Source organism: Nocardiopsis sp. TNDT3 (assembly GCF_003427465.1).
GTDB classification, from domain to species: domain Bacteria; phylum Actinomycetota; class Actinomycetes; order Streptosporangiales; family Streptosporangiaceae; genus Nocardiopsis; species Nocardiopsis dassonvillei.
Window position 1 is genome coordinate 1 of sequence record NZ_QPFC01000442.1, and the last position, 11482, is coordinate 11482.

Consider the following 11482-nt stretch of genomic DNA (forward strand, 5'->3'; position numbering starts at 1 on the left):
GGCGGCCGTCCGGCCGCCGGACCGCTTCTTCCGGGCCCCGCCCGGAAGGGGCGGCCCGCTTTCGCGCGCGCCTTCCAGCAGGCCGCGCCGGACCGAGGGCCGCCACCACCGCGCTCACCGTCAGACCGCGGCGTCAGGGCGCCACCGATTCCGTGTTCGGACGGAACACCTGGTCAGGGATGGCGACCCCGTGTCCGCGGCGGGTCCGTGTTGGAACGGTGTTGTGTGAGGATGCCACGATGGGGCGCATGGGACAGATGAGAGCGGTCGTGCTCACCGCGCACGGCGGACCGGAGGTACTGCACGCACGGAGTGACTGGCCCCGACCCGTACCGGGTACCGGCGAGGTGCTGGTCCGGGTCCTGGCTGCGGCGGTCAACAACACCGACGTCTGGACGCGGGAGGGGGCCTACGGCCTGCCCGGCGACCCCGACGCACGGGCCGGCTGGCGCGGCCCCCTCCGTTTCCCGCGCGTGCAGGGCGGTGACATCTGCGGTGTGATCGCCGAGGTGGGTGCGGGCGTCGACGCCGACCGGGTGGGCCAGCGCGTTCTGGTGGACCCGGCCCTGTACCGCGACCACACGCGCGACGCGCCGCCGGTGGGACTGCTCGGCAGCGAGGCCGACGGCGGCTTCGCCGAGTTCGTGGTCGTGGCCGCCGAGCAGGCCCACGACGTGACCGGCTCGCCGCTGTCCGACGAACAGCTGGCCGCCCTCCCGGTGGCCTACGGCACCGCCATGGGCATGTTGGAACGCGCGGACGTCACCGCCGGTGAGACGGTCGTGGTCACCGGCGCCTCCGGCGGTGTCGGCCTGGCCCTGGTACAGCTCGCCGGGGCGCGGGGAGCGAACGTCATCGCGGTCACCAGCGGAGACAAGGCCGCCGAGGTGCTCGCCGCCGGAGCCTCGCACACCGTCGACCGAGGCGGCGACCTCGCCGAGCAGATCGACCGGTGCGGTCCCGGGGGCGTCGACGCGGTCGCCGACGTGGTCGGCGGTCCGCTGGTCTCCCAGCTCATGCCGCTGGTCCGTGACGACGGGCGGTGGGTCGTGGCCGGGGCGGTCGCCGGACCGGTCGTCGAGTTCGACCTGCGTCGGCTGTACCTGCACAACATCAGCCTCATCGGCTCGTCGATGCACACCCGCGAGCACTTCGCCGCGCTGTTGCGCGCGGCGCGCGGCGGCACGGTCCAGCCCGTGATCGCGGCCCGGTACGCGCTGGACGACCTGGCCACGGCCCAGGAGCAGTTCACGCGCCACCAGCACGTCGGAAAGATCGTCGTCACGATCGACTGAGCCCGAGGGTGTCGAAGCCGGACGTCCTCGCCAGCTCGCCCCCGTAGCGGCTGTCGGCTGCTCCGGCCTCCCGTTCGCCGAAATGCCGGCGCCTCCTGGCCGCGCCGGGCGGGAAAGAAGAAAGGCGGGAATCCCCTCCCGCCTTTCCCGCCGCTCATACAACATCGAACGGAATCCGGCCACGGGGTCTTCGGGTTGCTTTTCTGGCCGGAAGCGGTCACAGAAATACGCGATGTGACCCTTTGCGCACCGTGGGGTCCGTGTTTTTTCATGAACTGGCAAGTAACCCCCGCTACCCCCTGAGGATCCCCATGACCAACACCCACGGGTCAGGTCCGGACAGGCGCAGCATCCTGCGCGCGGCCACCATCGCCTCAGCCACCGCCGCCCTCGGTGCGGTCGGCGCCACAAGCGCCTTCGCCCGACCGGCCGACACGAGCGCCGCCGTCCAGGCGGCCCAGCCCTACCTGTACTGGCGGGGCGCCTGGGGCGCACGCCCGCCGAGCAGCCCCATCCAGGTCCTGGCCGCCGCGCCCCGCTACATCGTGGTCCACCACACCGCGACGCCCAACAGCACCAACTACTCCCTCGACCACGCCCTGAACCTGTCCAGGTCGATCCAGAACCACCACATGGACACCAACGGGTGGAGCGACACCGGCCAGCAGCTCACCATCAGCCGCGGCGGCTACGTCATGGAGGGCCGCGACCGCACCCCGGAGGCCATCGCGGCGGGCAACCACGTCGTGGGCGCCCACGTGGCCAACCACAACAACACCTGCATCGGCATCGAGAACGAGGGCCTGTACACGAGCGCGGGCCCGACCGCGGCCCTGACCGACGCGCTGGTGCAGACCCTGGCGTGGCTGTGCGGCGCCTACGGGCTCAACCCCCACGGCGCCATCCTGGGCCACCGCGACTTCAACGCCACCGCCTGCCCCGGCGACGTGCTGTACTCCAGGCTCCCCGAGCTGCGCGACAGGGCCGCCCAGACGATGCGGGCCCGGGGCATCGCCATCGCCGCCCGCCAGGAGCCGGGCGAGGACGGCCCCACCTACCCGCCCGTGCCCGACGACGAGCCGGACCGCCTGTTCTACCACGGTCCCGCCCGGGGCCCGGACGACTTCTCCCGCTAGACGCACCCGGCCCGCCGAGTTCCATGGAACCGGCCGCCCCTCCTTTCCGGCGGACACCGAGCCCCCGTGTCCGCTCGTCCCCGCAGGATCGGGGAGCCCCCGGCGGCGAGCCCGGACACGCGCGCCCGGCCGCTGCCCGCGGCGCCCGGCGCGCCACCGCCCGGAGCGCCGGGAATCCTGACGAATCCCGGACACCGGGAGTGGGGAACCGGCATCCTTGTGGATGGCGTCGGCCCCCGGTTCCGGGGCTGCGCACCCGCCCCCGGGTGCGAGCCGGCTCCAGGCGGCGATGCGGGCCTTCGATGTCATGAGGTTGCGAGATGAACGTTCAACTGTCGGTGCACGGACCCACCAGTGACGCCGAGTTCAGGTCCCTGTACCGGTGGCTGAGGGGCGAGGCCGGAAACCTGCGCGCCGCGGGCGTCACGATGGAGCACACGGGCGGCTCTCTCGACGAGCCCGACGTCATGGGCGGCGCCTTCGAGGTCGTCCAGTTCGTCTGCGACTTCGGAGCCCAGTACGGCGCGCTCGCCGTGGCCATCGCGTCCTGGCGGCGCGCGCACCCGGCCCGTTCCTCGTTCACCTTCGAGCGCGACGGTGTCAAGATCACCCTCACCGAAGCCGAACTCGACGACCTGCCCACGGTGCTGCGCGCCCTGGAGGAACTCCGGGACGCGGACGAGCCGGAGGACGGGGAGTGACGGAGCAGGCCGCGTCGAAGCCGCCCGACGGGGGGCGGACGGACACCGCGGGCGGTGGGCGGGGCCGGTTGGACCCCGCCCGGTCGGCCTGTGTCCTGATCGGGGTCGACGCCTACCAGAACCTGCCGGATCTGCGCTCGGTGCCGCGGAACCTGAAGGATCTGGAACGGGCGCTGGCGGACACCGACCTCTGGGGCGTTCCCGAGGACCGGCGCTGGGTGGTGCGCAACCCCTCCCTGCCGGGCGAGCTGACCGGGCCGATCTACGACGCCGCGGACAAGGCCGAGGACACCCTGCTCGTCTACTACGCCGGGCACGGCCTCCTGGAGATCCGCGACGACCAGCTCTACCTGACGCTCTCCAGCTCGGTGCGCGACCGCAGCGAGACCTCGCTCGCCTACGGTGTGCTGCGCGACATCCTCAGGGAGTCCAGGAAGAGCGTCAAGCGGCAGATCGTGATCCTCGACTGCTGTTACAGCGGCAGGGCGCTCGACGGAGTGATGACCGGGACGACGGTCCCGGACAAGCAGCAGATCGAGATCGAGGGCTCCTACGTCCTGACCTCCACCACCGGGAGCGGTCAGGCCAAGGCCCCTCCGGAGGCGAGGCACACCGCCTTCACCGGTGAGCTCATCGATATCCTGACCAGCGGCGACCCCGGGAACAAGCAGCAGGAACTGCTCACCCTCAACCAGATCTACCGCCTGCTGAGGACGAGGCTCGCCGACAAGGGCCTCCCGGAACCGCAGCGGATGGACCGGAACGGCGTCGGCGACCTGCTCTTCGTACGCAACCGGCAGGGTCCGCGTCCTCCCGTGCCGGTCCCCGCGGCGCTGCCGCGCCGCACGATGGCCTCCCTGGCCGCCGCGACCCTGGTCCCCGGCCTCCTCCTCGGAGGGCTGGGCGGCTACCAGCTCCGCGAGTGGACGGACCCGCGCTTCGGCACCGCACCGTTTCCCGGCCCCTGCGACACGCACGGCCGGGCGCGGCTCCTCGACGTCTCCGACCAGCTCGACCAGCCGCCCGAGAACGAACACCTGGGGAGCCCGGTCGAGGGCCTGTCCGCCCTCGCCCTCACCGGCAACGGCTCCGAGGCCCTCGTGATCCGCGACAACGAGCCCGCGCAGTTCTTCACCCTCGGGCTCGGCGCCCCCGAGTCCCTGGCCCCCACCGTCACGGGAATGCAGATCCTCTACGGTCCGGACGGTGAGTCCTTCGACGCGTTCGACGGCGAGGGGCTGGTCGTGGAGAACGGCGGTGAGAGCATCCTGGTCGCGGCCGAGCACGAACCGTCCATCCGCCGTTTCGGGACCGCCGACGGCGGGCAGATCGGGGACCCCCTACCGCTGCCGGAGGCCTTCCTCCCGGCCCCGCTCGGCGAGGCGCAGCCCGGACGCAACCTCGAATCCCTGACCGCCACCCCGGACGGCGCCCACCTGTTCGCGGGTATGGAGGGCCCGCTCTTCGGCGACGCGGACGTGCACGGCCGCCACCAGCTGCGTATCCAGCGCTACCGGGGCGAGCCCGGAGGCGCCTACGCACTCGACCGCCAGTACGGGTACCAGACGGAGGTGGGCCTCTACCTCGCGGAGCTGGCGGCGATCGACGAGAACCACCTGCTCGCCCTCGAACGCGGTTACCTCGGCGGGCTCGGCAACGCCATCCGCGTGTACGAGGTGAACCTCGGCGCCGCCCAGGACGTGACCGGCAGGACGCTCAGCAGGAACGCCGGTGACCTCCTGGCCCACAAGGAACTCCTGTTCGACATGGCGGACTGCCCTGAGGGCGACGTCGTCTCCGACGAGACCCAGCAGAACCAGATCCTGGCCAACGTCGAGGGCATGGCCCTCGGTCCCGTGATGAGGGAGGCCCCCTACGAGGGCCGCCGCGTGCTGTACCTGGTCTCCGACGACAACGGGCGCCACACCCAGGCGACCCGGCTCTACTCGCTCGCGGTCGACCTGGGCTGACCCGGGAGAGGCGGGGCGCCGACACCACAGGAGGGGCGTACACGGCCCGAAGGAGCCGGAGGTGTGTCGGTCCCCCATCGGGGGGGCGGACACGGCGGTCCACACGCGCCGGGCGCCGGTTCCGGGGCTCACCCCGCCCGCTGACCGCCATGACCCCGGGGAAACGGGGTGACGGCTGGCGGTCCCGCCAGCGCGCCCCCGGGCGCCGCCGCCCTCGGGCGCGTTCCCCCGCCCGGACGGCCGGGGGAGGGGCTCGCAGGTCGGCCGGCTTCCCGGCCGAGCACCGGTGCCGGATACTGGGCCCATGGCGATCATCTACAAGGCCGATCTCACACCGAGCAAACCCGAGCTGATCGGCGCCTGGCTGGACGCTCAGCCGTGGGCGGGCCGGGGGCCCGGTGAGATCCTCGGCGCGTACCGGTTCGACGACCCGGAGGGCGAGGTCGGGGTGGAGGTGTTCCTGGTCCGGCGCGGGGACCGTCTGCTCCACCTGCCGCTGACCTACCGGGGCGCGCCCCTGCCCGACCACGAGGACCACCTCGTCGGCACCCTGGAGCACTCCGTCCTGGGAACGCGCTGGGTCTACGACGGCACCGAGGACGAGGTGTCCCTCGCCTGCTTCCGGCGGGCGCTGGAGGGCGGGCAGGAGCAGGCGGAGCTGGAGGTCTGGGAGGAGGGCCGCCGCCTGGAGAACAGGTCCCAGCAGGTCGTGGTCTCCAGGGAGCCCGGCACCGGCGCCCCCCGGGGCGGGCGGGTGCTGGTCCAGCGGGTCCTGGACGGTGAGCCCGAGGGGAGCGTGCGGCTTCTCGCCCGGTGGGGCGACGAGCGGGCGGTGGTCGCGGCACTGGTCTGACCTGCGGTCCGTCCTGCCCGAGCGGGGCCCGCCACACGCGGGACCGGGGTCGGCGCCGACGGACGGCCACCCGCCGCGTGCCGACCTGTCGGCGGCGTGTGGTTGGCTCCTCCCATGGGTGTGGAGATCGAGCGGTTCGTGCGGTTGGTGAGCGCGCTGCCGGAGTGCGAGTCCAGGGACTCGGACCAGTACACGACGTTCCGCGTGCGCGGCAGGCCCTTCGGCTACCTGTGGCCGCGCACCGCCACCGTGGGGCTCAAGCAGACCCTTCTGGAGCAGACCGCGCTGGTGGCCGAGCGGCCCGAGGTGTTCGAGGTGCAGTTCACCGCGGGCGGGTTCGGCTGGGTGGTCGTCCACCTCGACGGGATCGACCTGGACGAGCTCAGCGAGCTCACCCTGGAGGCCTGGTACCTGACCGCCCCGGAGGAGCTGACCGCCGCCCCGCCGACCCCGGCGTCCCTGGTCCGGGCCTGACCCGGACCAGGGACAGGGGCCTTCGTCCGGCCCGGACGGCGGCCGCGGTCAGCGGTCCAGGAGTTCCTCGGCGCTGGTGCCGGGAAGGGCGACCGTGACCTGGGTGTCCCACGGGTCGCGGAGCACCACCGACCTGCCGGTGTCGGCGTGGGCCAGCTTGTGCTCCCTCAGGCGCGCGACGAGCGCGTCGAGGTCCTGGCGCGCGGGCACGGTGATCGCCACGTCGCCCAGCCCCAGGCTCGCGGCGCGCGGACCCGCGCCCGCGCTCTGCCAGGTGTTCATCGCGACGTGGTGGTGGTAGCCGCCCGCCGACGCGAACAGCGCGCCCGGGTAGGTGTCGACCGTGGTCTCGAACCCGATGGCGTCGACGTAGAAGGCCCTGGCGGTCCCGATGTCGCCGACCTGCAGGTGGACGTGTCCGACCCTGCCCGCCCGGTGCGGCCCCTCGGCGACGACCGCCTCGTCGAGGTGCGTGCGCAGGTAGTCGTTGGGGTCCAGGTACAGCGTGCCCATCCGCAGCCGCCCCTGGTCGTACCTCCAGGCCGACCGGTCCCGGTCGGTGTAGAGCTCGATGCCGTTGCCCTCGGGGTCGGTGAAGTAGAAGGCCTCGCTGACCAGGTGGTCGGAGGAGCCCACGAACCGGCTGCGCGGCTCCTGCGCCGCGCGGTAGACGGTCGCGGCGAGTGACGCGGGGTCCTCGAACAGGAACGCGGTGTGGAACAGCCCGGCCTGGCGCGGGTCGACGGCGGGCAGCCCCGGGGTGGAGACCAGCCGGACCATGGGGGTCCGGCCGCGGCCGAGCACGCGGTGCACCTCGCGCCCGTGCGCCCTTTCCTCGACCGGCTCCAGGGCGAGCGCGTTCGCGTAGTACGAGGTCATCGACTCCAGGTCGCCCACGCGCAGGGTCACGGCGTCCATGCCCGCGTCGTCGCTCAGGTGGCGCTCGTCCGGGGACGACGCCCGCGGTGCCGTCTCGGTCGCATCGGACATGGTGGTCTCCCAGTCAGTAGGTCCGAGGGGTTTCCCGTGCCTCGGAGGTCGGGGCTGTTTTGCCCCAACAACACCATCCTAGGGAAGTTTCTTCCTTGTCAAATAAATGTCGTGCGGCTCTCTCCGCCGGTCCCCGGGAAGCGGCGCACCGGAAAGGGGATCGCCCGTTCACGGCCACCGCCCCGTGGACGGGCGCCTCGTCCGGTCCGGCGGCCGACTGAGTCCGGCTCAGACCAGGGCGTGGCCGTGGGCGGCCACGAGCGGGGCCAGGTCGGGGACTCCGAAGCGCGTGCGCAGCTCCTTGAAGCGGGTCACCTTGTCCTCGCCGAAGCGGGCGACGGACGCGGCGTAGGAGTCGGCGGAGAAGAACACCGGCGGGTTGCGCTTGCTGTGGAACTTGTCCGCGTACATCACCAGCTCCTCCTCGGCGGACTCGGCCACGTAGTCCCCCTCCGGAACGGGAAGCCCCTGGTCGCGGATGTCCTGCCGGGTCAGCCCCACCCCGGTGTGGTGCGAGCAGAACCGGCACAGCGCCTCGGGCAGCCCCTCCCCGGCGAGGATCTCGTGGCCGAGCACCCCGTGGCTCACGTAGCGCGCGTGGTCGAGCCGCCCGGAGGAGTCGTACAGCCGGTAGACCCCGATGTCGTGCAGCAGGCACCCCGCCCGGACCAGGGCGCGGTCCAGCGCCGGGCCGGAGCGGTCGAGCAGCTGCTCGGCGACCGCGCACACGATCTCGCAGTGGGTGTGGACGAGGTCGAACGCCTCGCGTGTGGGCGCGTGCCTCTCGTGCAGCGCTCGGATCTCTTCGTCACTCGGGATCACCATGTCCCCGACGGTAACCGCAACGGCGGCCGCACCTTCCGCACGGCCTCCTCCCCACCCTGGTGGGGGAGGCCGTACCCCCGGAGGAAGGGCGGTGCGGGCGGCTTCCGTCCAAGTGGCGCGGGGCTTTTGTTTTCGGAGGGTAATCATGTGATCCTCGTGGGTAGCTGTGGCGGCAGTGGCTGTGTCCACGCGGGAGTGCGGAGCCCGCCGGACCCGGAGGCGTCGGGAGGGGCATGCGGTCTCTGAGCGGCCTCGTCCGCGCCGGAGCGCGGTCGGCCGCCCGCGCGGGCTCGGCGGCGCTGGACCGCCTGTCCGCGGACGGGGGTTCGGTGGTGCAGGCCACGGTCGCCGCGACCGCGGCGTGGATCATCGCGGGCGGCCTGGTCAGCGACCACTCTCCCTTCTTCGCGCCGATCGCCGCGGTCATCGCGCTCAACGCCGCGGGCGGGGAGCGGGGGACCAACGCCGTGCGGATGCTGCTCGGCGTGGTCATCGGCATCGTCGTCGGTGAACTGGCCCTGCTCGTCACCGGCGGAGGTTACGGGGCCCTGGCCGCCGCCACCGGCGTGGCGATGGCGATCGCCGTCGCCGTCGGCGCGGCCCGGCTCGTGATAGCCCAGGCGGCGGCCAGTGCGATCCTCACCGTGGCCTTCGCCGGGACCGGCAGACTCACCGACGCCCTCATCGGAGCGGGGGTGGCGCTCCTGCTGAGCCAGCTCCTGTTCCCCGCCCGGGTGGTCTCGCGGCTGCGCCGGGCCGAGGCCGCCGCGCTGGCGGAGATGGTCCGCCTGCTCGGCGCGACCGGCCGCGCGCTGGAGGAGGACGAGGACCCCTCCCTGTGGACGGTGGACCGTCTGGGCGCCCTGAGCAGGCCCATGGCCGACCTCAGCCGCGCACGCGAGAACAGCCACAGCGCGGTGCGCTGGTCCAGGGCGCGGTGGACCGACCCGGAGCCGCTGCGGTACGAGGACGAGCGGGTCGACCGGCTCATCATCCTCGGGGAGAGCTGCCTGTCCCTCGCTCGGACCACCGCCGCCACGGAGAGCGGCGAGCGCCGGCGCCTGGCGCCGGTGGTGTGCGAGATGGCCTCCGTGCTCGACGTGCTGGCCGAGGGTCTCGGAGACCGCGCGGCGCGCCAGCGCGCGGTCGACCGGGTGCTCGGCCTGGTCGGGCCCTTCGACGAGGACGCGGTGGACGACCCCGTGACCGGGGCGGCCCACCTGTACGTGCGGATGGTCGCCACCGACATCATGCTGTTCGCCGGTCTCGAACCCGAGGGGGCCGAACGGGCACTGGCCGGAGAGGACGAACAGACGCGGGTCGCCCACCCGCCGCGCGAGCCGTGGCTGCCGTGGGCGCCCCGGGGACGCGCCCGGAGCGGGGACCGGAGCCGACGCCGTCGGCCGTTCCGGCGCTCCTGAACCGTCGGGGTTCGGCGGCGGCCGTCGCCCGCCTCCGGGCACCCGGCACCGCCGAAGGGGCCCGTTCGCGCCGGGCGCGAACGGGCCTGACCCCGACCCCTAGCCGTCCGAGGGCAGCTCGGAGTGCCCCAGGTGGTGTTCGGGGGCGATCCTGTCCCGGATGAGGCGCTTGAGCTCGGCGGCGTCGGTGAAGGCCGCGTCGGTCCGGCGCGACCACACGCTCTCCCCGTCCAGGCGCACCTCGAACACGCCGTTGGTGCCCGGGACGAGCGCGACCTCGCCGAGTTCGGCCTCGAACGTGGTCAGCAACTCCTGTGCCATCCAGGTGGCCCGCGGGAGCCACCGGCACCGGGTGCAGTACTCGATCTCCAGCCGCGGTTCCTTGACCTCCATGACTCCCAGCATGGCACGGGGACGGGCCCGAGAGGGAGGCCGGAGCGCATTGCCGTGGCCGGTGCGCGAAGGCGTTGCCCGCGCGTGCCGGGCCTTTGGCGCTCCCGTAGGACGGCGGCTCACCGCCCACCATGATCCGGAACCCTTCCGGAAGTAAGGGTGTTCGATCGCGGGCGCGTCACGACTACAGGTCACCGAACAGGACAGATGCCGTGCGGAAGGGGAGCCGTCCGCCAAGTTATCCGGAATATTCCGGAATTTATTGACAACACAACGGAGTCGGACGGACACTGGCCCTGTGACGGGGCTCACGGTCCCCGTCGGGTCGGATCACCCCCGATCCGGTCCTCCGCACGCCTCCTGACCCCCCGATCCCCGAGGAGGAAGCACCCATGAACCATCCCCCCGCACCCCCGCGCAGCCGCGGACAAGGCCGCGCCAGAACGCTCGTCGGCCGGGTCTGCGCCGTCGCGGTCGCGCTGGTCACGACCCTGGCGCTGCTGCCCGGCACCGCCAGCGCGGCCATCACCACCAACCAGACCGGCACCCACAACGGCTACTTCTACTCCTTCTGGACCGACAGCCAGGGGACCGTCTCCATGGAGCTGGGCTCCGGCGGCAACTACACCACCTCATGGCGCAACACCGGCAACTTCGTCGCCGGCAAGGGCTGGCCCACCGGCGGGCGCAGGGCGGTGACCTACTCGGGCAGCTTCAACCCGTCCGGAAACGCCTACCTGACGCTCTACGGGTGGACGAGGAGCCCGCTCGTGGAGTACTACATCGTCGACAACTGGGGCACCTACCGGCCCACCGGAACGCACATGGGCACGGTCACCAGCGACGGCGGCACCTACGACATCTACCGGACGATGCGCTACGACGCCCCCTCCATCGACGGCATCCAGACCTTCCCCCAGTACTGGAGCGTGCGTCAGTCCAGGCGCACGGGCGGAACCATCACCTCCGGAAACCACTTCGACGCGTGGGCCCGGGCCGGAATGAACCTGGGCAACCACGACTACATGATCATGGCCACGGAGGGCTACCAGAGCAGCGGGAGCTCCAACATCACCGTGGGCTCCAGCGGCGGCGGCAACCCCGGCAACCCCGGCAACCCCGGTGGCGGCGGCTGCACCGCGACCCTGTCCGCGGGCCAGCAGTGGAGCGACCGGTACAACCTCAACGTCTCGGTCAGCGGTTCGAACGACTGGACCGTGACGATGAACGTGCCGTCCCCGGCCAGGATCAGCGCCACGTGGAACGTCGGCGCCGACTACCCCAGCTCCCAGGTGCTGACCGCCAGGCCCAACGGCAACGGCAACAACTGGGGCGTGACGATCGACCACAACGGCAACTGGACCTGGCCGACGGTCTCCTGCAGCGCGAACTGACCCCGGACGCGGCCGACATCCACCCGCGGC

The 11482-nt window shown here is 72.5% G+C and carries 11 protein-coding genes; 8 read left to right on the forward strand and 3 right to left on the reverse strand.

Annotation, left to right across the window (positions count from 1 at the left end; genetic code table 11):
• The first annotated feature begins 248 nt into the window (after window positions 1-248).
• The 6 genes from DQW06_RS11620 (at window position 249) to DQW06_RS11645 (ending at window position 6429) form a co-directional block, all read left to right on the forward strand.
• Window positions 249-1295, forward strand: coding sequence for a zinc-binding dehydrogenase (locus DQW06_RS11620; RefSeq protein WP_117198422.1), 1047 nt, complete (start codon window positions 249-251; stop codon window positions 1293-1295).
• 311 nt (window positions 1296-1606) lie between these two features.
• A complete protein-coding gene (locus DQW06_RS11625; protein ID WP_013153740.1) occupies window positions 1607-2431 on the forward strand; it encodes a peptidoglycan recognition family protein in 825 nt (274 codons plus the stop codon).
• A gap of 320 nt (window positions 2432-2751) precedes the next feature.
• Window positions 2752-3132 (forward strand): hypothetical protein, encoded by a 381-nt coding sequence (locus tag DQW06_RS11630; RefSeq protein WP_013153739.1) that lies wholly within the window; start codon window positions 2752-2754, stop codon window positions 3130-3132.
• Window positions 3129-5102, forward strand: a complete 1974-nt coding sequence (locus DQW06_RS11635; RefSeq protein WP_117198420.1) for an esterase-like activity of phytase family protein — start codon at window positions 3129-3131, stop codon at window positions 5100-5102. The genes DQW06_RS11630 and DQW06_RS11635 overlap by 4 nt, the downstream gene beginning before the upstream one ends.
• A gap of 304 nt (window positions 5103-5406) precedes the next feature.
• A complete protein-coding gene (locus DQW06_RS11640) occupies window positions 5407-5955 on the forward strand; it encodes a hypothetical protein (RefSeq protein WP_013153737.1) in 549 nt (182 codons plus the stop codon).
• Between the two features lie 114 nt (window positions 5956-6069).
• Window positions 6070-6429, forward strand: a complete 360-nt coding sequence (locus DQW06_RS11645) for an MmcQ/YjbR family DNA-binding protein (protein WP_019608404.1) — start codon at window positions 6070-6072, stop codon at window positions 6427-6429.
• 48 nt (window positions 6430-6477) lie between these two features.
• On the opposite strand, the gene DQW06_RS11650 is transcribed toward DQW06_RS11645, so the two are convergent.
• Together DQW06_RS11650 and DQW06_RS11655 are read right to left on the reverse strand one after the other, a co-directional pair.
• Window positions 6478-7419, reverse strand: a complete 942-nt coding sequence (locus DQW06_RS11650) for a VOC family protein (protein WP_013153735.1) — start codon at window positions 7417-7419, stop codon at window positions 6478-6480.
• A gap of 228 nt (window positions 7420-7647) precedes the next feature.
• Window positions 7648-8244 (reverse strand): HD domain-containing protein, encoded by a 597-nt coding sequence (locus DQW06_RS11655; protein ID WP_013153734.1) that lies wholly within the window; start codon window positions 8242-8244, stop codon window positions 7648-7650.
• Between the two features lie 233 nt (window positions 8245-8477).
• On the opposite strand from DQW06_RS11655, the gene DQW06_RS11660 reads away from it, so the two are divergent.
• Complete coding sequence (locus tag DQW06_RS11660; RefSeq protein ID WP_117198421.1) at window positions 8478-9665, forward strand: aromatic acid exporter family protein; 1188 nt, start codon at window positions 8478-8480, stop codon at window positions 9663-9665.
• A 99-nt stretch (window positions 9666-9764) separates the two neighbouring features.
• On the opposite strand, the gene DQW06_RS11665 is transcribed toward DQW06_RS11660, so the two are convergent.
• Window positions 9765-10058, reverse strand: a complete 294-nt coding sequence (locus DQW06_RS11665; protein ID WP_019608408.1) for a SelT/SelW/SelH family protein — start codon at window positions 10056-10058, stop codon at window positions 9765-9767.
• Between the two features lie 392 nt (window positions 10059-10450).
• On the opposite strand from DQW06_RS11665, the gene DQW06_RS11670 reads away from it, so the two are divergent.
• Window positions 10451-11452 carry a glycoside hydrolase family 11 protein gene (locus tag DQW06_RS11670; protein WP_013153731.1) on the forward strand — a complete coding sequence of 334 codons (1002 nt, stop codon included), beginning with the start codon at window positions 10451-10453 and terminating at the stop codon, window positions 11450-11452.
• Window positions 11453-11482 lie beyond the last annotated feature (30 nt).

Excerpts from the sequence above, each read along its gene's own strand:
- DQW06_RS11620 (WP_117198422.1), top strand. The coding sequence starts at position 249 with ATGGGACAGATGAGAGCGGTCGTGCTCACCGCGCACGGCGGACCGGAG.
- DQW06_RS11625 (WP_013153740.1), top strand. The coding sequence starts at position 1,607 with ATGACCAACACCCACGGGTCAGGTCCGGACAGGCGCAGCATCCTGCGC.
- DQW06_RS11630 (WP_013153739.1), top strand. The coding sequence starts at position 2,752 with ATGAACGTTCAACTGTCGGTGCACGGACCCACCAGTGACGCCGAGTTC.
- DQW06_RS11640 (WP_013153737.1), top strand. The coding sequence starts at position 5,407 with ATGGCGATCATCTACAAGGCCGATCTCACACCGAGCAAACCCGAGCTG.
- DQW06_RS11645 (WP_019608404.1), top strand. The coding sequence starts at position 6,070 with ATGGGTGTGGAGATCGAGCGGTTCGTGCGGTTGGTGAGCGCGCTGCCG.
- DQW06_RS11650 (WP_013153735.1), bottom strand. The coding sequence starts at position 7,419 with ATGTCCGATGCGACCGAGACGGCACCGCGGGCGTCGTCCCCGGACGAG.
- DQW06_RS11655 (WP_013153734.1), bottom strand. The coding sequence starts at position 8,244 with ATGGTGATCCCGAGTGACGAAGAGATCCGAGCGCTGCACGAGAGGCAC.
- DQW06_RS11660 (WP_117198421.1), top strand. The coding sequence starts at position 8,478 with ATGCGGTCTCTGAGCGGCCTCGTCCGCGCCGGAGCGCGGTCGGCCGCC.
- DQW06_RS11665 (WP_019608408.1), bottom strand. The coding sequence starts at position 10,058 with ATGGAGGTCAAGGAACCGCGGCTGGAGATCGAGTACTGCACCCGGTGC.
- DQW06_RS11670 (WP_013153731.1), top strand. The coding sequence starts at position 10,451 with ATGAACCATCCCCCCGCACCCCCGCGCAGCCGCGGACAAGGCCGCGCC.